The organism is Pseudomonas sp. HN2, assembly GCF_020736465.1.
Taxonomy (GTDB): Bacteria; Pseudomonadota; Gammaproteobacteria; order Pseudomonadales; family Pseudomonadaceae; genus Aquipseudomonas; species Aquipseudomonas moraviensis_A.
In genome coordinates, this window is sequence record NZ_CP085885.1 from 1,146,307 (window position 1) to 1,170,008 (window position 23,702).

A 23,702-nucleotide genomic window follows, 5' to 3' on the forward strand; every position below is an offset into this window, starting at 1 on the left:
AGCCGTCCCTGAACGCCCGATTTACCTGACCCTGGAGGCAGAAACACAGATCGCCACCCGAGTGCAACCGTGCGTAGCGTTTCGGGTGATGTTGAGGTCGGTTTAGGCTAGAATGCACGGCCTCAAAGCACACCCCTTCCCGAGGCTGTCCCGAAGATGTTGATCCTGCGCGGCGCTCCTGCCCTTTCTGCCTTTCGCCACAGCAAACTCCTTGAGCAACTGAGCCAGAAGGTTCCAGCTGTCAGTGGCCTGTATGCTGAATTCGCTCACTTCGCCGAAGTCACCGGCGTCCTGACCGGCGACGAACAGCAGGTGCTAGCGCGCCTTCTGAAGTACGGCCCAAGTGTTCCGGTTCAAGAGCCGACCGGTCGTCTGTTTCTGGTGTTGCCGCGTTTCGGCACCATCTCGCCGTGGTCGAGCAAGGCCAGCGACATCGCTCGCAACTGCGGCCTGAGCAAGATCCAGCGCCTGGAACGCGGCATCGCCTTCTACGTCGCCGGCCAGTTCAGCGAGGCCGAAGCCCGGCTGATTTCGGACGCCCTGCATGACCGCATGACCCAGATCGTGCTGGCCAACCTTGAGCAGGCTGCCGGTCTGTTCAGCCACGCCGAGCCGAAGCCGCTGACCGCCATCGACATTCTTGGTGGCGGCCGCGCCGCGCTGGAAAAGGCCAACACCGAGCTGGGCCTGGCCCTGGCCGAAGACGAGATCGACTACCTGGTCAATGCCTTCAACGGTCTCAAGCGCAACCCGCACGACATCGAACTGATGATGTTCGCCCAGGCCAACTCCGAGCACTGCCGCCACAAAATCTTCAACGCCAGTTGGGACATTGACGGGCAGAGCCAGGAAAAAAGCCTGTTCGGCATGATCAAGAACACCTATCAGATGCACAGCGAAGGCGTGTTGTCGGCTTACAAGGACAACGCTTCGGTGATCGTCGGCAATGTTGCCGGCCGCTTCTTCCCGAACCCTGAAACCCGCCAGTACGGCGCGGTGCAGGAGCCGGTGCACATCCTGATGAAGGTCGAAACCCACAACCACCCCACCGCGATCGCCCCGTTCCCGGGCGCATCCACCGGTTCCGGTGGCGAGATCCGTGACGAAGGCGCAACCGGTCGCGGCGCCAAGCCGAAGGCCGGCCTGACCGGTTTCACCGTATCGAACCTGCAGATCCCGGGCTTCGAACAGCCGTGGGAAGTGCCGTACGGCAAGCCTGAGCGCATCGTCACTGCGCTGGACATCATGATCGAAGGCCCGCTCGGCGGCGCCGCGTTCAACAACGAATTCGGCCGTCCGGCGCTGACCGGCTACTTCCGTACCTTCGAGCAGTCGATCAGCACCCCGCACGGTGATGAAGTGCGCGGTTACCACAAGCCGATCATGCTCGCCGGCGGCATGGGCAACATCCGTGAAGAGCACGTCAAGAAAGGCGAGATCGTCGTCGGCTCCAAGCTGATCGTGCTCGGCGGCCCGGCGATGTTGATCGGTCTGGGCGGCGGCGCGGCTTCGTCGATGGCCACCGGCACCAGTTCGGCGGATCTGGATTTTGCTTCCGTGCAGCGTGAAAACCCTGAAATGGAGCGTCGCTGCCAGGAAGTCATCGACCGTTGCTGGCAGTTGGGTGACAAGAACCCGATCAGCTTCATCCACGACGTCGGCGCGGGCGGTCTGTCCAACGCCTTCCCGGAACTGGTCAATGACGGCGACCGCGGTGGCCGTTTCGAACTGCGCAACATCCCCAATGACGAGCCGGGCATGGCCCCGCACGAGATCTGGTCCAACGAATCCCAGGAACGTTACGTCTTGGCGGTCGGCCCGGAAGACTTCGAGCGCTTCCAGGCGATCTGCGAACGCGAGCGCTGCCCGTTTGCCGTCGTCGGTGAAGCCACCGCCGAACCGCAACTGACCGTGACCGACAGCCACTTCGGCAACAACCCGGTGGACATGCCACTGGAAGTGTTGCTCGGCAAGGCGCCGCGCATGCACCGGTCGGTGGTTCGCGAAGCCGAACTGGGCGATGACTTCGATCCGTCGAACCTCGACATCAGCGAGTCCATCGAACGCGTTCTGCATCACCCGGCCGTGGCGAGCAAGAGCTTCCTGATCACCATCGGCGATCGCACCATCACCGGCCTCGTCGCTCGTGACCAGATGGTCGGCCCGTGGCAGGTACCGGTGGCCGACGTTGCCGTCACCGCCACCAGTTTCGACGTCTACACCGGTGAAGCGATGGCGATGGGCGAGCGCACTCCGCTGGCTCTGCTGGACGCCCCGGCATCGGGCCGCATGGCCATCGGCGAAACCATCACCAACATTGCCGCGTCGCGCATCAACAAGCTCTCCGACATCAAACTGTCGGCGAACTGGATGTCGGCGGCCGGCCACCCGGGTGAAGACGCGCGTCTGTATGACACCGTCAAAGCGGTCGGCATGGAGCTGTGCCCGGAGCTAGGCATCACCATTCCGGTGGGTAAGGACTCGATGTCCATGGCCACGCGCTGGAACGACAACGGCGAAGACAAGACTGTCACCTCGCCGATGTCGCTGATCGTTACCGGTTTCGCGCCAGTGGCTGACATCCGTCAGACCCTGACCCCGGAACTGCGCATGGACAAGGGCACCACCGACCTGATCCTGATCGACCTCGGTCGCGGTCAGAACCGTATGGGTGCTTCGATCCTTGCTCAGACACACGGCAAGCTCGGCAAACACGCGCCGGACGTCGATGACGCCGAAGACCTGAAAGCCTTCTTCGCCGTGATCCAGGGCCTCAACGCCGACGGTCACCTGCTGGCTTACCATGACCGTTCCGACGGTGGTCTGCTGACCTCCGTGGTGGAAATGGCTTTCGCCGGCCACTGCGGTCTGAGCCTGAACCTGGACAGCGTTGCCGAATCCGCGTCGGAAATCGCCGCGATCCTGTTCAACGAAGAACTCGGCGCAGTGATCCAGGTTCGCCAGGACGCCACCCCGGACATCCTCGCGCAATTCAGCGCCGCCGGTCTGGGCGACTGTGTGTCGGTGATCGGTCAGCCGATCAACAATGGCCAGATCAACATCACCTTCAACGGTGACACCGTGTTCGAAGGCCAGCGTCGTCTGCTGCAGCGTCAGTGGGCCGAGACCAGCTACCAGATCCAGCGTCTGCGTGACAACGCCGACTGCGCCGAGCAGGAATTCGATGCGCTGCTGGAAGAAGACAACCCGGGCCTGAGCGTCAAGCTCAGCTACGACGTCAATCAGGACATCGCTGCGCCTTACATCAAGAAAGGCATCCGCCCACAGGTTGCCGTGCTGCGTGAGCAGGGCGTCAACGGTCAGGTGGAAATGGCCGCCGCATTCGATCGCGCCGGTTTCAGCGCGATCGACGTGCACATGAGCGACATCCTCGCCGGTCGTGTCGACCTCAACGAGTTCAAAGGCCTGGTGGCCTGCGGCGGTTTCTCCTACGGCGACGTGCTCGGCGCCGGTGAAGGCTGGGCCAAGTCGGCGCTGTTCAACAGCCGCGCCCGCGACGCGTTCCAGGGCTTCTTCGAACGTAACGACAGCTTCACGCTGGGCGTGTGCAACGGTTGCCAGATGATGTCCAACCTGCACGAGCTGATCCCGGGCAGCGAGTTCTGGCCGCACTTCGTGCGCAACCGCTCCGAGCAGTTCGAAGCGCGGGTGGCGATGGTGCAGATCCAGGAGTCGAACTCGATCTTCCTGCAGGGCATGGCCGGTTCGCGCATGCCGATCGCCATCGCCCACGGTGAAGGACATGCCGAGTTCGCCAGCGAAGAAGCGCTGCTGGAAGCCGATCTGTCCGGTTGCGTGGCGATGCGTTTTGTCGACAACCACGGCAAGGTCACCGAAGCCTACCCGGCCAACCCGAACGGCTCGCCGCGCGGGATCACCGGTCTTACCAGCCGTGACGGTCGCGTGACGATCATGATGCCGCACCCGGAGCGAGTGTTCCGCGCGGTGCAGAACTCGTGGCGTTCGGAAGACTGGAACGAAGATGCACCCTGGATGCGTATGTTCCGTAATGCTCGCGTCTGGGTGAACTAAGGCCTGTGTACAAGCTGGCGTTTTTTGTTCCTGACAGTCATGTCGAGGTGGTCAAAGGGGCTGTGTTCGCTGCCGGTGGTGGGCGGATCGGTGACTATGACCACTGTGCGTGGCAGGTGCTCGGTCTGGGCCAGTTTCGACCTTTGGACGGGAGTCAGCCGTTTATTGGTGAGGCGGGGCAGGTTGAGCGGGTTGAGGAATGGAAGGTTGAGCTTGTTGTTGCGGATGAGTTGATTGTTGCTGTTGTGGCGGCTTTGAAGCTTAGCCATCCGTACGAGACGCCGGCTTATGAGGTGTGGCGGCTGGAAGATTTCTGATCTTCTTGGCTGCTTGAACGGGAAACCCGCAGATGAGGGATTGTCTGCGGGTTTTTTGTTGCCTGCGATTTGCTTTTCTGTAGGAGTGGGCCTGCTCGCGATGGCGCCCTTATAGGCGACCATGCTCTGGCTGACTGAGTGAATATCCGTTTCTTCGGGGGCTGCGGCTGGTGGTTTCGCCCTTACGGCGAGTCACCTTTTTCAAACGCCAAAAAGGTAACCCAAAAGGCTTGCTCCTGCGTTCGGCCCTCGCGGGCTCGGGTTCCTTCCTTACGGGATCGATCCGGGCGCAGCGGCTCCGGTTTGCTTCGCTGCACCTCCTTCCGCTGTGTCTGGCTGCGCCAGACGGTCGCTGCGCTCCCACGCCCGGATCAATCCCTCCACTCAGCCTTCCGACGTCGCCCGTGGATCAAGATCAAAAGCTTTACTCGAGCTAACGCTCATCGTGTAGGAGCTGCCGAAGGCTGCGATCTTTTGATCTTGCCTTTGCTTTTCTGTGGGAGCGAGCCTGCTCGCGAAGGCGGCCTGACAGCCGACCTGTTTCTCCCGGATGCCAAGATTCCAATTGTAGGAGTGAGCCTGCTCGCGATGAGGCCCATCCAGGCGCCCGAGAATTTGAGATTGTTTAAGTCCGGTACCCGATGACCAGAACCTTCCCACAAGGTTTTCAGGTTGTCCGTCGGACGTGCGATCTCTAGTCTTTTCCCGTCGCTGCGAATCAGCGATCGGGAGTGAGATCCCCGGATAGCTTGCAACTGGCGCCAGCACCACGATAATTGGCGCCAGCTCAATCTGCTGCCTGCTTTATGGCGGCTGTGTGCGGGCAGACTTCGGTCTGGCCGGTTGCCTGCTCCGGTGGATCTCACCTCGCACATAGCTGCCACCTACTCGCCGCGTGAGATCCGGCGATCGATGGCTGCTCATCAATATCAGCAGGAGTAGCACTGTGGACAAAATCGTTCCCGACCCACCCCTCGAACCCACAACCCCCCTCGAACAAGCCATCCGCGCCGACGACCTCGCCAAAAACCGCGAAGCGATCAAGCGTGCTCTGGATTTTTACCTGTGCCCGCAGCCAGGCAAACCGCATCCGCCCAGCACCATGTTTGTGATCCAGCCGGAAATCGACACCGAAACCCTCCTGGCCCACGCCTGTGAATCCCTCGCTTCAGCCAACACTCTGGCCAGCGATTTCGCCGATCAACTGGGGCGGCCACAGCGCAATACGGCGCTGGCCATTCAGCAGATCATCATGCTCGCGGAGCTGGCGGTGAATCGGGCGCTGGATCGGGTTGATCCGCGAACCTGAAACCCGGGTCCCTGGCCGTTCGCTTGCTTTCGGTCATAAAAAAAACCACTGGGCTTCCAGACCCAGTGGTTTTTACACAACGCGCAAGCGAACCGGTGTTATTTCACCTGGGTCAGTTTCACGTCGGTCACAAGCATCTCGATCAGCGTTCGCAGGTATTTGAACCCCTGGTCTTTCTTATCCCAGCGATCTATGAACAACAAGCCTTGGTCGTTGGCCTGAATCGGCGTGACGACAATTTCACCCGCTTTGGATTTATGCACCAGACGTGTTCCGCTAGTGCCTTCGTTTTCGATCAGGAACATACCGGGGTGGGTCAGTTTGCTGCGTCTGACAGGCGGCGTCGGCGCAATGTTCTTTTTGCCAGGCACCGCGATGTTCAGGGTGAAATCACTGCGCACGGCCCGTGTGTTGACCGCTTTTTCCGGAATCATTGTCGACCACGCGCCCTGTTGGATCGAGCTGGCCAGACCAGGCGTACTGTCGCGGACGTGAAGACTGACCGCGCCCAGCGTCTCGCCCAGCCCCGGAACCCCCAGACTGTAGTTGGTCTGCGTGGCGTCAACGAGGGCCATCCATTTATGCGGCCCGTGGACCAATTGGTCATTCTTGATCACTTGCGTGGCGAAATAGCTGAATATCTCTTTCCTCGACAGCTCGGGATCCGGCAGCCCTTTGACGTGGTAGCTGGCGACGCAATCGATGGCGCGGATACGGATGTTGTATTTGGCCGCCGCCTCACAGACCTCGTTGAAATTGTCGTTACCCACATAACCACTCGGGCGGTCCGCGCTCAGCTTTTGCAGATGGGCTCTGAGGCGCTCGGGCATGCGCTGCGTCAGATGAAAAATATCCAGTTCGGCCTGATGCAGATCGGTGAACATATTCGCAAGGTACAGCGTGTCATAACCCGCATCCTTGAATGCCTTCATGTGTTTCCTGAGCAGCGCCTTGCCTGACACCTCGGTTGGATTTTCTCCGATCAGCAGATTCAAGCGGCCGTCGGCCAGTTTTTGCAGAAACGTGTCAAAGGTTTCGTCGCTGGCAATCACCGGCAGCGCGTCTGGCTTCGCATGTTTGAATTCGCTGGAGGCGTCTCTGGCCGCTTTGCCCAGGCGCTGTCGGGTAGCGATAAAGGCCGTGAACAATTCACGGTCTTCTTTCGCGGGATTGAAGAAAGTGTCGAGGCCGTTTCGGTCGCGCATCAGCCTGACCACACCCTCGTGAAACGACGACGCCATGTCGTAGTCGCCCAATTGAGCGGAAGCCGCGGCCGGTGCCACTGGCTTCGGGACGGCCCTTGGTGCCTTGTACGCAGTCGGCATTTGCACAAGATAATCTCCCTTCGCGGCTGCATCACCGCTGATCGCACCGGGTGAATCGAGGCTGATGCGTGCGGATTGACCCAGGTCGATGTCTTCAATCCGCACGGCGATGGCATCGTGCAGGTCGGCCAGGCCTGGTGTCTCGTCGAAGGTGCACATGCGTGACTGTTCGGTGAGGACGATCCAGCGTTCGTCGGGGGCGTCGGCGATATCGGCAGACAGTTTCCTGTGCGAATAAAAATTTCTGATGCTGTTGCTTCGTGGGGTCAACGGCGAGGCGTCGGCCAGCGTCATGGCGCGCTCCAGTTGATAACTGGTCGAGGCGTCCAGAGCATGGACGCGCAAGTTCTTTTTCCGGGCGGCGCGCATAAGTGCCAGATAGGAGAACGGCGCCTTCTCCGTGTGCCCCAGCGCGTGGTCAACACCTCTGAGGTGGGTTTTGATGTTTTCCCAGCTGAGCTTCTTGTTGAAATTTTCCAGCTTGGCATGAAAGATGTCGTCCGCCAGATACTCGACATGCAAGCGCTTGAAACCGCTGGCAATGAGTTCGTCCAGAGAATCGATCAGCACCTGTTTGCTGGCGATGGAACCGGGTTGGGCGCCGATCACCAGGTTTTTCCCTTTGAATGCGTCGCTGTTGATCAACTGCGCAAATGAAGTATCGGCAGCAACTGCCGGGACTTCGGCGCGAGCGGGCAGGGCGGCGAGTTCGGCGAAATGACCTGTGGCATCGGTGGTGAGTTTTTCTACCTGATCCATATAGGCGGCGCGTGTCGAGGCCAGACCGTCAACTACGCCGGTCATGGTTGAGAGGGGCGAGACGCCCATGTAGTCTTGACCTCTCTTGATTACGTCGTCGCGGAATTGCGGATTCATCACCATCGCGACGCGCTCCCGGTATTTGGGCACCACGCCGTAGTCTTTGCGTGGGCTCGGTGTGTCTGGCACGGCATCGTATTTCGGCGCGCCGCCGACCATGCCACTGCGCACCATCACCCCGTCTGAATTGCGAACAACGAGGATGCCGGTCGAGACGATGTCAGGGGAGTTCGGCTTGCTGCGATAGAGCAGATAACGACCGAGTGCGTCGGGATTTTTCCCGGCAAGGTAAATCCGGCCTCTGAAAACCACCGGACGCATGTCATCCCAATCAGGTCGAGGCGCTACCTGATCGACCAAGGTCACGACATTCTGCTGTTCGTTGCCAGCACTGGCGATCGCTTGGCGCAGCGGTCGGCGCGCGAGCTTGAGTGAGCGCAGGGCGGGGCGCAGATCGGTCAGCACCGCGCCGACACTGTTGAACAGGTAACCGAGCAAATGCTGGAAAGCTTCACCGTGGTCACCCTGCCGATAAGCGTGCAGGGCGAGCATCGCGTCCTTGAAAGCCAGCAGCAGGCCGGTGCTCAGACTGAGCAGCGGGAAAGGGGCGGTGGCAATGGCCGCGAGCCATTCGACACTGGTCCAGATCAGCCCGGCGATCATCTGCGCTCGACTGGTGGTCGTGGCGTGGACGTTGTCGATCCGGCGCTGCAGCTTCATGTTGTACAGCGCCGAGCGCAAATCGCTGACGGCAGCGGTGGCGGGCGTTGAATCGTAGCGCGCCGGGCTGGGCGTAGTCTTGTCGAGGTCTTTGGGGAGCTGTTTTTTTGCGTTTTCGAGGAACGTCCGCACTCGCGTCTGAGCACTCACGCCTACCCGAGAGGTGAGGTATTCGATCATGCCGGCCTGCTGTTGGAGCAGGTAGTTGAACAGCCGCGCTTCGCGAAACCTGACACCGTCGGGTGCGTCCGGGGTATAGAGCAACACCGGGTTATCGGAATGGCTGAACAGCCACACATCCATCACCCACTCGCCATCGATCATCAATCGATGGATCGGGTATTTGGTGCGCGTCGGCCCCGAGGTTTCCTCCATGCTGGTGATGCTTTGCTCGAGCCATTGCCGATCGCTGCGGCTGATATGTCCTTGCAGCTGGCATTCCAGCGCGGCGCCCTTCATCTGGCGCTGAGTAATCGCCAGGGTCGCGTTGCGTCTGAAATCGTAGCCCTCGCTGGTCGAGCTCTGCAGGTCATCCCTGACCTTGTTGGTGTAGCGTTCGCCGATCCACACCCCGGTGACCGAGCGTGCGACGTTCTGTGCGGTCAGGTTGCTGACATCGATGCCCGGCGGCCCCTTGAAACGTGCCGAGCGGGAGAATTTCTCATCGAGAAAACCGACGCCATCGGCATAGCCGTCGCGATACAACTGGGTATACGTCAGCGGTTTCGGCGTCAATGAGGGCACGATGGACATCGGCGCGTAGGCCCAGACGGTATCCGGGTCGACATCATTGGCCGAGCGCTTGAGCAGGCGGTTCAGACTGATCTTCGCCTGTTGGTGCACGTAGTCATCAAAAGCCGGAAATTGGCTGCCGGACAAGGCGTGCTGGTTGAACCCGCGCAACGCGCCTTCGGCCTCTTCGCTCAGGGTCGAGAGTTGTCTGCGATCGGCAGCGGTGGTCGAGCGATACCACAGGGGGGTGCTGAAGTCGTAGTCATCGACGCGGGTGGCGAGCATGTGAACGGCCATCGCCTTCAGGCAGACGAGATGGTCGCCACAGTGTTCGAAAGTGACCTTCTGGTGTTCCATCGCTTCAGGTCTGAAGCTCAGGCCCGCCAGTACTTTGCGCAGCGCCGGGCGAAAGCGCATCGGTGCGCGGCTGATCAGGTAGCCCGTCATGCTGTCGGCGGTATCGCTGTGTGTGGCCCAGCCCAGCAGATGGGTCTGGCATTCAAGCTCACTGTCGAAGGCCTGGAACTGTCGCTCGCGAGGGGCCTGCGGCGTGCACAGCAAGACACGCTTGACCGCGCCGCTGGCGTCGCTCTGGCGCAAGACCCATACATCCTGCAGTTGTGCGCCGTGCACCGACAGAGTGGCGGCGCTCAGGAGCGGATCGCCGCCGCTGCGCAAGCGCTGGATCAACGACAAATCACTGTCGAGCAGGTGCCCCTGCAGGACTGCCGTATGGGCGAGGGCGACGATGCGTTGATCAAGCATTCGCTCAATGGCGGGCTTGATTGCGGCTCGGGCGTGCATGTCTTTTTGCAGGCGACTGAAGCCAACCCGCGGCTCCAGGCTTATCGCTTCCTTGACCAGCCATTGCGGTGTCAAGTCGGCATAACGCTCCGGCAAGGGCGCGCCGTCGTAGGTGAGCGTGGTGTAGCTCAGGAATTCCGAGCCCGGCAATTCATCGCCCGTGTGCGGGCCGCGCAAGGACAGATCGAGCAGATTGCATTGATGCGTATAAACGCCATAGCCCGGCACTCGGCGATCGGTGCTGATCTGCAGTTTTTCCGGCTCGAGATCGTCGATCTCCAGATCATCGCTCAGGCGTTCCAGCCATTGCTGGCGCGCCAGTGCGGTCAGACTGCCGACGGGCTCCATCAGATCGAGCAAACGTTCCCGCGCCTGCTGGTAGTTGCTCAAGTGCTGCGCCAGTTCGATCTGTTTTGTGCTGCTGGCGCTGCGGTACCAGTCCGGTGCGCTGTAGCGCAAGTGGCGTTCGAACAGGGTCAGTGCGCGTAACTCCAGGCGCGGCGTGAGATCCGGCAGGGTGGCGGTGACCGCTTTTTCCAGCGCTGTGACCAACAGCGCGGGGTCTTGTTGCGGGTTGTCGGCGAAGCTCAAGGCGCGCTCGATATCCTGCGTGCGTTTTTCGATCAGCGCGTCGTAGGTGTGTTCGAACAGGGGTTTACTGTCGATTGGCGCGAGCGATAGCGGCCAGATCCCGGCGGCACCGACGTCGTGATAGCGCGTCGGCAGCATTTGGATGAAGTCGAGACGGCCACTGCGCGAATTCAGCGACTCGCGCAGGTGACTATCGAGATCGGTCAGAGAATTGAAGAACTCGATGCCTCGTGCGGGCGTGAACAGCACGGCGTAGCCGACGTTTGAGCCGTTCAGCAGGTCGGTGACTCGCGGGCTGTCATTTTGCGTGACGACAAAGGCGCCGGCCAATTCGACGGTGGTGGCCTGATAGCTGAACTGCAGTGCATACATGGCGGGACGCAGCATCGGGCCCAGGCCGGTTTTTTTCAGCAACTCGCCGGCTTGCGGGTGCAGCAGGCGATCACTGACGGCCTGTTGTGCCTCGTGTTCGATGGCGGTGAAGCCCGCGTCATATTTGAGGAAGGTTTTTGCCGGCTTGCCGTCGATCTGGTCCCGCAGGTCCATGTTGATCAGTTGGGTGTTGAGCCTGATCTTCAGGGTTGCGATCAGCTTCTTGCCGTTTTCGCTTTGCAGGTCGCTGGTGTCCAGCTCCTGAAAAAGCAGACGGCTGCGTTGCTGATAGCTTGTCCGGTAGGTTTTCAGCTGTTCGTTGAGGCGTTTAAGGTAGGTCTGTCCGGTGGTCGGTTTGAGTTCGGGAAGCAGCGGCGTGGGTGTGTTGAACAGATAATCGCCGATCTGGTTGAGGTCGCTTCTGATCTCTTCGGGGGTGGGGGCTTTGGGGGTGGGGGCTTTGGGGGTGCTCACGGGCACTTTCTCCAGGCTGAGGATGAAGGCTCAGCATGGCGAGGGAGGTGTTTTGCGGGGTGGTATATATGTATGTGTCGGGAGCCTCTTTGTGGATGCCTGTCTGGGTGGCGGCGAGCCTGCTCGAAGAGGCCCGCCAGCGCAGATTCAAACCTGCGCGCTGACCTCCCGGCGACTGACCAACCCCTCCAGCGCCCCACTCAAACTCGCTGCCTTGTCGCCCACCAGCAAATGCCAGACCCCACCGTCCAGGCGGCTGACACCCAGGCAGCCCAGCGCTTTGAGCTGCGTCTCGGACAACGCCTTGTCATCGGCCAGTTGCAGGCGAATCCGGGTCATGGCGATGCAATCAAGCTGCAGTACATTGTCGCGGCCGCCCAGAGCATTCAGCCACTGCTGCGCCTCGTTGCTGGCAAGTGCAACGGTCTTCGGCTCCTCGACGGTCACAGCAGTGTCAACCAGCGCCCCACGGCCCAGCGCCGGCATCGCCAAGCGGATTTCATCAGCGATGCTATCGGCCAGCGGTCCGACCACGACCTGCAAACTGCCACCCTTGCCCGGGCGCACCACGGCCATCGCGCCCAGCGCTTTCAGCCCGGCGTCCGACGCCTTGTTGCGGTCGACCATTTCCAGGCGCAGTCGGGTCGTGCACGCGCCGACGGTCAGCAGATTCTCTGCGCCGCCCAAGGCCTTGATGTAAGCGCTGGCGCGTTCGGTCTGCGAAAGTACGGCTTTTTCTGCCGTGGCCACGTCTTCACGCCCCGGCGTCTTGAGGTTGAAGCGGCGGATACAGAAGTCGAACACCAGGTAATAAATGACCGCGTAAGCCAGGCCGACAGGCACCACCAGCCAGCCGTTGGTGGACTTGCCCCAGCCGAGAATCATGTCGATGAAGCCACCGGAAAAGGTAAAGCCCAGATGAATGTTCAGGCCGTTGGTGATCGCCATCGACAGCCCGGTCAGCAGCGCATGCAGGAGGAACAGCAGCGGTGCGAGAAACATGAAGGCGAACTCGATCGGCTCGGTCACGCCGGTCAGAAACGAGGTCAGCGCCATCGATAAAAAGATCCCGCCCATCACCTTGCGCCGCTCCGGCAGGGCATTGCGGTACATCGCCAGACAGGCGGCGGGGAGGCCGAAGATCATCATCGGGAACATGCCGGTCATGAACTGGCCGCCCTTCGGGTCGCCGGCGAAATAGCGCGACAGATCGCCAGTCACCAGCGCCCCAGTGGTCGGATCGGTGAAGTTGCCGAAGACGAACCACGCCATGTTGTTGAGGATGTGATGCAGGCCGGTGACGATCAGCAGGCGGTTGAACACGCCGAAGACGAACGCGCCAATGCTGCCGCTTTCCATCATCAGCGCGCCGAACGCGTTGATGCCCTGCTGGATCGGCGGCCAGATGTAGCCGAACAGCACGCCCAGCCCGACCGCCGCGAACCCGGTGACAATCGGCACGAAACGCCGGCCACCGAAGAACGCCAGATACTCCGGCAGCTTGATGTCCTTGAAGCGGTTATACAGCGCGCCGGCCAACAGGCCGCTGACGATCCCGGCGAGCATGCCCATGTTGATGGTCGAATCGAGCACCTTGAGGGTAGAGATCATCACCAGATAACCGATCACCCCGGCCAGGCCGGCGGTGCCGTTGTTGTCTTTGGCGAACCCGACGGCGATGCCGATGGCGAAGATCATCGCCAGGTTGGCGAAGATCACTTGCCCGGCATCGTGAATGATCGCGATGTTCAACAGGTCGGTGTCGCCCAGGCGCAGCAGCAGGCCGGCGATCGGCAGGATCGCGATCGGCAGCATCAGGGCGCGGCCGAGGCGTTGCAGGCCTTCGATGAAGAGTTGGTACATGGCGTATGTCCTTGTTGTTTTTGTTAGCGCAGTGGCCAATGTTGATGACAGGCGTGGCGAACGGCGGCGGCGCTGGAGAGCTTGAGCAGATCGCGGCTCAGGCGCTGGCACTCGGCTTCGTGCACCTGGCGGACGCGGTCCTTGATCTCACCGATCTGCACCGCGCTCACCGACAGCTCGGTGACGCCCAGGCCGATCAGCACCGGCGTCGCCAGCGGGTCGGAGGCGAGGGCGCCGCAGACGCCGACCCAGCGCTTGTGCACCGCCGCGCCTTCGCAGGTCATGGCGATCAGGCGCAGCAGCGCCGGATGCAGGGCGTCGACCCGCGCCGCGAGGCCGGCGTGATCGCGGTCCATGGCCAGGGTGTATTGCGACAGATCGTTGGTGCCGATCGAGAGGAAGTCGGCGTGTTCGGCCAGTTGTTCGGCCTGCAGCGCGGCGGCGGGGACTTCGATCATCACGCCGATCTCCGGGCGCTCGGCAATGCCCAGCTCAAGACACAAGGCGTCGACGCGCTGGCGAATCTGCAGCAGTTCGTCAACTTCGGTGACCATCGGCAACAGAATCCGGCAACGTTGCAACGGCTTGACCTGCAGCAGCGCGCGCAGTTGCTGATCGAGAATTTCCGGGCGCGCCTGGGCCAGACGAATGCCGCGCAGACCGAGCACCGGATTGGCTTCGGCGGGCAGTGGCAGATAGTCGAGTTGCTTGTCGCCACCGACGTCGATGGTGCGGATGATCACCGACTTGTTGCCCATGGCATCGATGACCGCTTGATAGGCGCTGCGCTGTTCTTCGACGTCCGGTGCCGTCTGGCGATCGACGAAGAGAAACTCGGTGCGCAACAGGCCGACGCCATCGGCACCGTTGGCAAAAGCGTCTGCGGCTTCGCTGCTGGAGGCGACATTGGCGACCACTTCGATGTGTACGCCATTGCGGGTTTCAGCGGGCAAATGGGCTTTGGCTTGTTGGCTTTCGCGACGCTGCTGGCGCTGGATTTGCGCCTGTTGCACTTCGCTCAGGCGCTCGGCGTTTGGCGTCAATTCGAGACGACCGCCGTCGGCGTCGAGTACCACGGCCTGATCTTGCGGTTGATCGAGCAATTGCGCACCCAAAGCGACGATGCACGGCAGGCCTTTGCCGCGCGCCAGGATCGCGACGTGCGAGGTGGCGCCGCCCTCGGCCATGCACAACCCGGCGACACCTTGCGCGCTGAGTTGCAACAGATCCGACGGCGTCAGTTCCTGCGCCGCGACGATGGCGCCGGCCGGCACCTGGTATTGCCAGGCCTCGCCAAGCAGGGCGCGCAGGACGCGCTGCCTGAGGTCGCGCAAATCGTTGGCACGCTCGGCCAGCAGCGGACTGCCGGTGCCTTGGAGCATGGCGCACTGGGCGTCGATCGACTGACTCCAGGCGTGCGTCGCCGCGGTGCCTTGCGCGATGAATTGCTGCGCGGCGTCGAGCAGGGCCGGATCTTCGAGCAGCGCCATGTGCGCGGCGAAGATCGCTTCTTCGTCGGCGTTGCTGTGCTTTTTCGCTTGGGCGAGAGTAGCGGCGATTTCGCTGCGCACCGCGTTCAACGCCGTTTCGAGAGTCTGTTGCTGTTGCACCGGATCGTGGTTGCCCATATCCGCCGGCAACGTGATTGCGTTCAAGCGAAACAACGGCCCGGCGACCAGCCCCGGCGCCGCGCAGACGCCGTGCAACACGCCAGCCTCGGCCGGGCGTTTCAGCGCCGCAGTGCTGACCGGCGCTTGCGCGTGATGATCGTCCGGCAGCGCCGTGGCCAATGCGCTGAGCAGCGCTTGCAATGCGGCATCGGCGTCCGGCCCCTGACAACTGACCTGCACTTCATCCTGTTCACCAATCGCCAGCCCCATCAAGCCGATCAGGCTGTTGCACGGCGCTGATTTGCCGTTGAAGTGCAGCTGTGCCTGGCTGTTGAAACCCTGGGCGGTTTGCCGGATCAGTGCAGCGGGGCGCGCGTGCAGGCCGCCGCGATGAGCGACCCGCACCTTGCCCCGAGCCTCGGGGCCGCCGCTTGTATCGGCATTCGCCGCCACTGCTTGGCGCGCGATGATGTGCAGCAGTGGCTCGCCGACCTTCACCGTTTTGACGTTGATCGGTCGCACCTGAAAATCCGCGCTGTTGGTCAGGATCAACAGGCTGACCAGGCTTTTGCACTGCTGGCCGACTTTGTCCAGGTCATAGCGCAACAGCGGTTGACCGAGGCTGACGCGATCGCTTTCCTTGACCAGCATGGCGAAACCCTCGCCGTTCAGCTCAACGGTGTCGAGGCCCAGGTGCAGGAGGATTTCCGCGCCGTTGTCAGCGCGCACGGTCACTGCGTGGCTGCTGCGCGCGACGTGGATGACCACGCCAGCGCAGGGCGAATACAGCGTGTCGTTTAGCGGGTCGATGGCGATGCCGTCGCCCATCGCGCCGCTGGCGAACACCGCGTCCGGGACGTTGGCGAGCGTCAGCACGGGGCCGCTGAGCGGGGCGCTGAGGGTCAGCTCTTTATTGTTGTCGGGCATGGCTGGGTCTCATCAGGTGTGCAGTCAGTCGGACTTAATGCGTGCGGGTCACTTTGCTCAAATGGCGCGGCTGATCCGGGTCCATGCCCCGTGCCACGGCCAGGCCTGCGGCCATCACGTAGAAACTCTGGATCGCCAGAATCGGGTCGAGGACCGGGTGCTCGGCGCGGGTCAGGGTCAGGTCGCGTTCGCTGACGTCATCCGGGGCGGCGAGCAATACCCGGGCGCCGCGTTGACGCATTTCTGCCGCGAGGCTCAGCAGGCCAGCCTGCTCGGCGCCGCGTGGGGCAAAGACCAGCAGTGGATAGTGTTCGTCGATCAGCGCCATCGGCCCGTGACGGACTTCGGCGCTGCTGAACGCTTCGGCCTGAATCGCCGAGGTTTCCTTGAATTTCAGCGCCGCTTCCTGGGCGATGGCGAAACCCGCGCCACGGCCGATCACCATCAGGCGCTGACAATCGCGCAGCGTTTCGATGGCGACGCTCCAGTCCTGTTTTGCGGCTTCGCGCAAACCTTCAGGCAGGGCGTTGCCGGCCTCGAGCAATTCGCTGTCTTCTTTCCAGTGCGCGATCAAGCGGGCGCTGGCGCTAAGGGTGGCGATAAAACTCTTGGTCGCGGCGACGCTGCTTTCAGTCCCGGCAAGCAGCGGCAGGCTGAATTCACAGGCTGCTTCCAGTGGCGAATCGGCGGCATTGACCATCGACACACTTAGCGCGCCACGCTTGCGCAACAGGCGCAGGCTGTTGACCAGATCCGGGCTCTGCCCCGACTGCGAAAACGCGAACGCGACCTGACCGCTGACTTTCAATGGCGCTTGCTGCATGGTCACTACGGACATCGGCAATGAGGCCACGGGCACGCCCAGTTGCTGCATGGTCAGGTAGGCGAAGTAGCTCGCCGCGTGGTCGGAGCTGCCACGAGCGACGGTCATCGCCACTTGCGGCGGCTGCCGGCGCAGGCGCCCGGCGATTTCGATCATCGGCGCGTCGAGCTGTTGCAGTTGGGCTTGCACGGCCTCGAACGAGGACAGCGCCTCTTCAAGCATTTTTGAAGTCAATGTCTTCTCCTTCGACCATGACGGCGGTCAGTGTGAGTGAGCGATCGAGCCGCACGCAGTCGGCCCAGGCACCCGGGGCCAGGCGCCCGCGTTCGGTAATGCCGAGGTAGTCGGCGGGAAATTGCGACAGACGTTGCGAGGCCTCGGCGATCGGCAAGCCGATCTTCACCAGATTGCGCAGAGCCTGATCCATGGTCAGGGTGCTGCCGGCCAGCGTGCCGTCGGGCAGGCGCACGCCGCCCAGGCATTTGGTCACGGTGTGGCTGCCGAGCTTGTATTCACCGTCGGGCATACCGGCGGCGGCGGTGGAATCGGTCACGCAATACAGGCACGGGATCGAGCGCAGGGCCACGCGAATGGCGCCGGGGTGCACGTGCAGCAGATCGGGGATCAGCTCGGCGTACTGCGCATGGGCGAGTGCCGCGCCGACGATGCCCGGCTCGCGGTGATGCAGCGGGCTCATGGCGTTGTACAGGTGAGTGAAGCTGGTCGCACCGGCAGCCAGCGCGGCGACGCCTTCCTCGTAGCTGCCGAGGGTGTGGCCGATCTGCATGCGGATGCCACGGCTGCTCAGTTCACGAATCAATGCATCGTGGCCGGCGATTTCCGGGGCGATCGTAATCACGCGGATCGGCGCCAGCGCCAGATATTCTTCGACTTCGGCGATCAACGCGGTATGGGCGAAATTGGGTTGGGCGCCGAGTTTTCCCGGGTTGATGTACGGGCCTTCAAGGTGCACGCCAAGCACTCGCGCGGCGCCTTTCGGACGCTGTTCGCAGAACTCTCCTACCGCTTTGAGGACGCTGGAGATCTCGGCGCTCGGCGCAGTCATGGTGGTGGCCAGCAACGAGGTGGTGCCAAAACGCACGTGGGTTTTGCTGATGGTTTCGAAGGCATCGGCGCCTTCCATGATGTCTTTGCCGCCGCCGCCGTGAACGTGCAGGTCGATGAAGCCCGGCAGCAGATAAGGCAGATCGTTATCGGCCGGATCGCAGGGCACGCCGTCGATCGACACGACCTTGCCGTGTTCGTGGATCAGCCGGCCGCGAACCCAGCCGCTGGCGGTGAGGATGTTGTCTTCGGACATTTTCGTTCTCGCTTGGGGCCGCGCTCAGCGGCGCAGCTCTGCAACAAAGTCGTAGTAATCGTTGCGGCAATAGGTGTCGGTGACTTCGATCGGCGTGTTGTCTTCCAGATAGCCGACCCGAGTCATCAGCAGCATGGCGGTGCCGGGGGCGATGCCGACCAGGGCGGCGAACTCGTCAGAGGCGTTGATCGCCTGGATGTGCTGGAGGGCGCGGACGATCGGTTTGCCGATGCCGTCGAGGTATTCGTAGAGCGAATCACCCACCGCTTGCGGTTTGGGCATGATCGACGCGGGCAGGGTACTCATTTCAATCGCCATGACCGTGTCATCGGCTTTGCGCAAGCGCTTCATCCGCGCGACTTTGTCGTTGGGCGACAGGCCGAGGCGGATCAGTTCTTCGTGGGTCGGCAGAGTGATTTCCCGCTCCAGCCACTTCGAGCTGGGTACGAAGCCTTTCAAACGCAGCATTTCGCTGAAGCCGGAAAGCCGCGACAGCGGTTGTTCCAGACGTGGGGTGATGAATGTGCCAGAGCCTTGCAGGCGGCGGATCAGACCTTGATCGAGCAAGACTTCCAATGCCTTGCGCGCGGTGACCCGGGAGATGCCGAGCTGGTCGCTGAGGTTGCGTTCGGACGGCATTGCCTGTTCGGCCTTCCACTGCCCGGCATGAATCGCCGCTTCCAGATTGCGCGCCAGCTGCAAGTACAGCGGCGTCGGCTGGGCGTCGTCGGGACGTAGGGATTGGAGGTCGTTCATGTAGGTCGTTTCCGTCGCGAGTATAGGATTGTTGTGGCTCGCTTGTGGGGCGGAAACTAATACCACTTGAATACCATGTCAACGCAGGTAAATGGCCTCTAACCTAGTGAAATGGCGGTGTTCAGGGGCGGTGGTATCAAGTGGTATTAACGATAGGCGATAAAAAGCAAAAGATCGCAGCCTGCGGCAGCTCCTGCAATTCGGAGTGGTATCACCCCTGTAGGAGCTGCCGAAGGCTGCGATCTTTTGATTTATTTTTTTACGGGTGACCAGCGGTCGAGGTTACGGGCGAATCTCGATCATGGTGCCGTCCGGCACCAGGGTCCACACTTCACGCATGTCGACGTTGCGCATGGCGATGCAGCCATCGGTCCAGTCGAGGGTGTGGAACAGCTGCTCCGGGTTGTCTTCCGAGTCCGGGGTGCCGTGGATCATGATCATCCCGCCGGGCTCGACACCTTCACGGCGTGCGCGGGCGGCGTCGCTGATGTTCGGGTAGGAAATGTGCATCGACAGGTTGAATTTCTCGCTGGTCTTGCGCCAGTCGATCCAATAGAAACCTTCGGGTGTGCGTTTGTCGCCCTCGATCAGTTTCGGCCCTTTCTTCGCCCCCTTGCCCAGGGAAATGCGATAGGTCTTCAGCGGCTTGCCGTCGGCGATCAGCTGTAGTTGGTGGGCCGATTTGAGTACCAGGACTTTTTCGATCAGCGGGGTATTCGATGGCGTCACGGTGGTCACGAATGACGCTTGCGAAACGCTGACGAACGACAGGCAGAACAGGGCAAGCAACCAGCGCATTGAAACGATTCCCCAGGGAGTGACGCAATCAGGTTTTAGGTAGGAGCTGCCGAAGGCTGCGATCTTTTGATCTTCTAGCCAACAATGACCGGCTGCACCAGTGGCGGGATCGATTCCGAACGCACCGGGTAGTTCTCGACGCGCCGATCAGCGAAGAAGCATTCTAAGGTACGCCCGACCGTGCGGAAAGCCAGCTCGTCCCACGGGATGTCGGCTTCATCGAACAACTGCACTTCAAGGCTTTCGGGGCCGGCGGCGAATTCCAGGTCGGCCAGTTCGGCGCGGAAGAACACGTGCACCTGACTGATGTGCGGCACGTCGATCAACGTGTAGATGCTCAGGTTACGCACCCGGGCGCAGGCTTCCTCGGCGGTCTCGCGGATGGCCGCCTGTTCGATGGTCTCGCCGTTTTCCATGAAGCCGGCCGGCAGCGTCCAGTATCCGAGACGCGGCTCGATGGCGCGGCGGCAGAGCAACACTTGCGTGCCCCAGGTCGGCACGCAACCGGCGACGATATTGGGATTCTGGTAGTGAATGGTCTGACAGCTGTCGCAGACAAATCGCAGCCGCGAGTCGCCTTCGGGAATGCGCTGGGTGACCGGGTTACCGCAGTGGCTGCAAAATTTCATGCTCGGGTTCCTGAATGCTGCGCCTATCTTGGCGTGCAGCGGGGCCGGTCGGCAAGTTGTCGTTTCGCGACACGACGGGTTTCGGGGGCTTGGGCGCTCGCTTTGATTGGTGCATGATGCGGAGCAAGGCACCGATCGAGAACACTCATGCTGGACGAGCTACTGCATAGGGTAAGCAACCACACACCGCGCACGCTGGAGACCGACGCACGTTTCCCCGAGGCCGCCGTGCTGGTGCCGATCACCCGCAGTGACGAACCGGAACTGGTCCTGACCCTGCGCGCCAGCGGGCTTTCGACCCACGGCGGCGAAGTCGCCTTTCCTGGTGGACGCCGCGACCCGGAAGACCCGGACCTGATCTTCACCGCGCTGCGTGAAGCCGAAGAAGAAATCGGACTGCCGCCGGGGCTGGTCGAAGTCATCGGCCCGCTGAGTCCGCTGATTTCCCTGCACGGTATCAAGGTAACGCCGTATGTCGGGGTGATTCCCGACTTTGTCGAATACCAACCCAACGATGCCGAAATCGCCGCCGTCTTCAGCGTGCCCTTGGAATTCTTCCGCAAAGATCCCCGCGAGCACACCCATCGCATCGACTATCAGGGCCGCAGTTGGTATGTGCCGAGCTATCGCTTCGGCGAGTACAAGATCTGGGGCCTGACGGCGATCATGATCGTCGAGTTGATCAACCTGCTCTATGACGCCAAAATCAGCCTGCACCAACCGCCGAAAAGTTTTATCGATACCTGAGCCGTCGTTCGAGCGGCCGTGAGCCCCGAGGAAAACAAGATGAAATATCGCCTGGGCGACGCCCGTGTCGAAACCCATCCGCAGAGCTGGGTCGCGCCCAATGCCGTGCTCGTCGGCAAGGTCCGCCTGGAAGAGGGCGCCAACGTCTGGTTCAACGCCGTGTTGCGCGGCGACAACGAACTGATCCTCATCGGCAAGAACAGCAATGTGCAGGACGGCACGGTGATGCACACCGATATGGGTTATCCGCTGACCATCGGCACTGGCGTGACCATCGGCCACAACGCCATGCTCCACGGCTGCACGGTCGGCGATTACAGCCTGATCGGTATCAACGCGGTGATTCTCAATGGCGCGAAGATCGGCAAGAACTGCATCATCGGCGCCAATTCGCTGATCGGCGAAGGCAAGGAAATTCCTGACGGTTCGCTGGTGATGGGCTCACCGGGCAAGGTTGTGCGCGAACTCACCGAGCCGCAGAAAAAGATGCTCGAAGCCAGCGCCGCGCACTATGTGCATAACTCGCAGCGGTACGCCCGCGATCTGGTTGAGCAGGAAGAATGACCAGTATCGAACGACCTGTTGCCTCGCCATGCGTGAATATTTGCGCGCTGGATGACGACGATATCTGTACCGGCTGCCAGCGTACGGTCGCGGAGATCACCCGCTGGGGCCGTATGACCAACGACGAGCGACGGGTGGTGCTGGGGTTGTGTCATGAGCGGGCGAAGGCGAGTGGATTGGTGTGGATGATTGGTAAGACAACTGGGCATTAAGATCAAAAGATCGCAGCCTTCGGCAGCTCCTACATTTGAAATGCGTTTTCCCTGTAGGAGCTGCCGAAGGCTGCGATCTTTTGATTCTACTTTGGCTGAAGTAATCTGTGCGCCAATCTGCCAGGTCGCCTCCATGATTTTCCTCATCGCCTACATCAGCAGCGTCGTGCTGATCAACTTCGCCTTTTCCACCGCGCCGCACTTGGACATCATCTGGTCGGCCTGGGGCGGGCTGGTGTTCGTACTGCGCGACATGGTGCAAACGCGCTTCGGTCATGGTGCGATCATGGCGATGCTGGCGGCGCTGGTGCTTTCCTACATTACCTCCGACCCTTCCATCGCACTGGCCAGCGCCACGGCGTTTGCGGTCTCCGAGTGCATCGACTGGCTGGTGTTCAGCATCACCAAGCGGCCGTTGCGCGACCGCTTGTGGATCAGCTCGGCGCTGAGCATTCCGCTGGATACCTTCATCTTTTTCGGCATGATCGACGCCCTGACGCCACCAGTGATCATCACTGCGCTGGCTTCGAAGTTCGCCGGCGTCACTGCCGTCTGGCTGATCATGGTCTGGCGTGATCGCAAACAGGCTGTCGCCAGCTGAAGCCAAACCGTCGGGTTCATGTAAAATGCCGCGCTTTCTCCCCATGGAAAGTGCACTTGCGTGGCTTTCCTCGATGATCCGCTTCCTTTGAGGACCTGAGATGACCCGTATCGGAACTCCATTGTCGCCAACCGCGACCCGCGTATTGCTGTGTGGCTGTGGTGAGTTGGGCAAGGAAGTGGTAATCGAACTGCAGCGCCTGGGCGTTGAAGTGATTGCCGTCGACCGCTACGCCAACGCGCCGGCCATGCAAGTCGCCCATCGCAGCCACGTGATCAACATGCTCGACGGCGCCGCCCTGCGTGCAGTGATCGAAGCGGAGAAGCCGCATTTCATCGTGCCGGAAATCGAGGCCATTGCCACCGCCACGCTGGTCGAGCTGGAAACCGAAGGCTTCACCGTCATTCCAACCGCGCGTGCGGCGCAACTGACCATGAACCGTGAAGGCATCCGTCGTCTGGCCGCCGAAGAGCTGGACCTGCCGACCTCGCCGTACCACTTTGCCGACACCTTCGAGGACTACAGCAAAGCCGTTCAGGATCTGGGTTTCCCTTGCGTGGTCAAGCCGGTAATGAGTTCGTCGGGCAAGGGCCAGAGCCTGCTGCGCAGCGCCGAGGACGTGCAGAAAGCCTGGGATTACGCGCAAGAGGGCGGTCGCGCCGGCAAAGGACGGGTGATCATCGAAGGCTTCATCGATTTCGATTACGAAATCACCCTGCTGACCGTGCGCCACATCGGCGGCACTACGTTCTGCGCGCCGGTCGGTCACCGTCAGGAGAAAGGTGACTATCAGGAATCCTGGCAGCCACAAGCGATGAGCCCGATTGCCCTGGCTGAGTCCGAGCGCGTTGCCAAAGCAGTGACTGAAGCGCTGGGTGGCCGTGGTCTGTTCGGCGTCGAGCTGTTCATCAAGGGCGACCAGGTGTGGTTCAGCGAAGTCTCGCCACGTCCGCATGACACCGGTCTGGTGACGCTGATTTCCCAGGACCTGTCGCAATTCGCTCTGCACGCCCGCGCCATTCTCGGCCTGCCGGTGCCGCTGATCCGTCAGTTCGGCCCGTCGGCGTCGGCGGTGATTCTGGTGGAAGGCCAGTCGACCCAGACTGCATTCGCTAACCTCGGCGCTGCACTGAGCGAGCCAGACACGGCGCTGCGCTTGTTCGGCAAGCCGGAAGTGAACGGCCAGCGCCGCATGGGCGTGGCGCTGGCGCGGGATGAATCGATCGAGGCGGCGCGTGCAAAAGCGACCCGTGCTTCCAAGGCTGTTGTTGTAGAGCTGTAAGCGAGTCGCGCCGATCGCGAGCAGGCTCACTCCTACAATTTGAAATGCGTTCC

Annotated in this window: 16 protein-coding genes; 8 read left to right on the plus strand and 8 right to left on the minus strand. The window is 61.6% G+C overall.

What is annotated here, in order from left to right; genetic code table 11:
• The first annotated feature begins 156 nt into the window (after positions 1-156).
• From purL to LIS66_RS04935, 3 genes are all read left to right on the plus strand, one after another.
• Positions 157-4,053, plus strand: coding sequence for a phosphoribosylformylglycinamidine synthase (gene purL, locus LIS66_RS04925; protein ID WP_065615847.1), 3,897 nt, complete (start codon positions 157-159; stop codon positions 4,051-4,053).
• A gap of 5 nt (positions 4,054-4,058) precedes the next feature.
• The gene (locus LIS66_RS04930) at positions 4,059-4,370 is read left to right on the plus strand and encodes a YqfO family protein (protein ID WP_042607740.1); all 312 of its coding nucleotides are present in this window, start codon (positions 4,059-4,061) and stop codon (positions 4,368-4,370) included.
• Between the two features lie 946 nt (positions 4,371-5,316).
• The gene (locus LIS66_RS04935) at positions 5,317-5,679 is read left to right on the plus strand and encodes a DUF6124 family protein (protein WP_116657764.1); all 363 of its coding nucleotides are present in this window, start codon (positions 5,317-5,319) and stop codon (positions 5,677-5,679) included.
• Positions 5,680-5,777: 98 nt separating this feature from the next.
• On the opposite strand, the gene LIS66_RS04940 is transcribed toward LIS66_RS04935, so the two are convergent.
• From LIS66_RS04940 to LIS66_RS04975, 8 genes are all read right to left on the minus strand, one after another.
• Positions 5,778-11,516, minus strand: a complete 5,739-nt coding sequence (locus LIS66_RS04940) for a membrane-targeted effector domain-containing toxin (RefSeq protein ID WP_227973742.1) — start codon at positions 11,514-11,516, stop codon at positions 5,778-5,780.
• A gap of 147 nt (positions 11,517-11,663) precedes the next feature.
• The gene (gene nagE, locus LIS66_RS04945) at positions 11,664-13,379 is read right to left on the minus strand and encodes an N-acetylglucosamine-specific PTS transporter subunit IIBC (RefSeq protein ID WP_227973743.1); all 1,716 of its coding nucleotides are present in this window, start codon (positions 13,377-13,379) and stop codon (positions 11,664-11,666) included.
• A gap of 23 nt (positions 13,380-13,402) precedes the next feature.
• Complete coding sequence (ptsP, locus tag LIS66_RS04950) at positions 13,403-15,916, minus strand: phosphoenolpyruvate--protein phosphotransferase (protein WP_227973744.1); 2,514 nt, start codon at positions 15,914-15,916, stop codon at positions 13,403-13,405.
• Between the two features lie 34 nt (positions 15,917-15,950).
• Positions 15,951-16,973, minus strand: coding sequence for an SIS domain-containing protein (locus LIS66_RS04955; RefSeq protein WP_227973745.1), 1,023 nt, complete (start codon positions 16,971-16,973; stop codon positions 15,951-15,953).
• A complete protein-coding gene (gene nagA / locus LIS66_RS04960) occupies positions 16,954-18,060 on the minus strand; it encodes an N-acetylglucosamine-6-phosphate deacetylase (protein ID WP_065615854.1) in 1,107 nt (368 codons plus the stop codon). Before nagA ends, LIS66_RS04955 begins: the two co-directional genes overlap by 20 nt.
• Before the next feature lie 24 nt (positions 18,061-18,084).
• The gene (locus tag LIS66_RS04965; RefSeq protein WP_065615855.1) at positions 18,085-18,816 is read right to left on the minus strand and encodes a GntR family transcriptional regulator; all 732 of its coding nucleotides are present in this window, start codon (positions 18,814-18,816) and stop codon (positions 18,085-18,087) included.
• Between the two features lie 282 nt (positions 18,817-19,098).
• Complete coding sequence (locus LIS66_RS04970) at positions 19,099-19,614, minus strand: L,D-transpeptidase family protein (protein WP_227973746.1); 516 nt, start codon at positions 19,612-19,614, stop codon at positions 19,099-19,101.
• A 74-nt stretch (positions 19,615-19,688) separates the two neighbouring features.
• Positions 19,689-20,243 (minus strand): NUDIX hydrolase, encoded by a 555-nt coding sequence (locus tag LIS66_RS04975; protein WP_042606910.1) that lies wholly within the window; start codon positions 20,241-20,243, stop codon positions 19,689-19,691.
• 147 nt (positions 20,244-20,390) lie between these two features.
• Between LIS66_RS04975 and LIS66_RS04980 the strand changes: the two genes are divergently transcribed.
• From LIS66_RS04980 to purT, 5 genes are all read left to right on the plus strand, one after another.
• Positions 20,391-20,990 (plus strand): CoA pyrophosphatase, encoded by a 600-nt coding sequence (locus LIS66_RS04980; protein WP_042606911.1) that lies wholly within the window; start codon positions 20,391-20,393, stop codon positions 20,988-20,990.
• A gap of 39 nt (positions 20,991-21,029) precedes the next feature.
• Positions 21,030-21,554, plus strand: coding sequence for a gamma carbonic anhydrase family protein (locus LIS66_RS04985; RefSeq protein WP_042606912.1), 525 nt, complete (start codon positions 21,030-21,032; stop codon positions 21,552-21,554).
• Complete coding sequence (locus LIS66_RS04990; protein WP_227973747.1) at positions 21,551-21,766, plus strand: DUF1289 domain-containing protein; 216 nt, start codon at positions 21,551-21,553, stop codon at positions 21,764-21,766. The genes LIS66_RS04985 and LIS66_RS04990 overlap by 4 nt, the downstream gene beginning before the upstream one ends.
• A gap of 133 nt (positions 21,767-21,899) precedes the next feature.
• Positions 21,900-22,367 (plus strand): preQ0 transporter, encoded by a 468-nt coding sequence (locus tag LIS66_RS04995; protein WP_227973748.1) that lies wholly within the window; start codon positions 21,900-21,902, stop codon positions 22,365-22,367.
• Between the two features lie 100 nt (positions 22,368-22,467).
• A complete protein-coding gene (purT, locus tag LIS66_RS05000) occupies positions 22,468-23,649 on the plus strand; it encodes a formate-dependent phosphoribosylglycinamide formyltransferase (RefSeq protein ID WP_227973749.1) in 1,182 nt (393 codons plus the stop codon).
• Positions 23,650-23,702 lie beyond the last annotated feature (53 nt).

Coding starts and splice junctions, on each gene's coding strand:
- purL (WP_065615847.1), top strand. CDS start 157: ATGTTGATCCTGCGCGGCGCTCCTGCCCTTTCTGCCTTTCGCCACAGC.
- nagE (WP_227973743.1), bottom strand. CDS start 13,379: ATGTACCAACTCTTCATCGAAGGCCTGCAACGCCTCGGCCGCGCCCTG.
- ptsP (WP_227973744.1), bottom strand. CDS start 15,916: ATGCCCGACAACAATAAAGAGCTGACCCTCAGCGCCCCGCTCAGCGGC.
- purT (WP_227973749.1), top strand. CDS start 22,468: ATGACCCGTATCGGAACTCCATTGTCGCCAACCGCGACCCGCGTATTG.
- LIS66_RS04970 (WP_227973746.1), bottom strand. CDS start 19,614: ATGCGCTGGTTGCTTGCCCTGTTCTGCCTGTCGTTCGTCAGCGTTTCG.
- nagA (WP_065615854.1), bottom strand. CDS start 18,060: ATGTCCGAAGACAACATCCTCACCGCCAGCGGCTGGGTTCGCGGCCGG.
- LIS66_RS04990 (WP_227973747.1), top strand. CDS start 21,551: ATGACCAGTATCGAACGACCTGTTGCCTCGCCATGCGTGAATATTTGC.
- LIS66_RS04965 (WP_065615855.1), bottom strand. CDS start 18,816: ATGAACGACCTCCAATCCCTACGTCCCGACGACGCCCAGCCGACGCCG.
- LIS66_RS04995 (WP_227973748.1), top strand. CDS start 21,900: ATGATTTTCCTCATCGCCTACATCAGCAGCGTCGTGCTGATCAACTTC.
- LIS66_RS04985 (WP_042606912.1), top strand. CDS start 21,030: ATGAAATATCGCCTGGGCGACGCCCGTGTCGAAACCCATCCGCAGAGC.
- LIS66_RS04980 (WP_042606911.1), top strand. CDS start 20,391: ATGCTGGACGAGCTACTGCATAGGGTAAGCAACCACACACCGCGCACG.
- LIS66_RS04975 (WP_042606910.1), bottom strand. CDS start 20,243: ATGAAATTTTGCAGCCACTGCGGTAACCCGGTCACCCAGCGCATTCCC.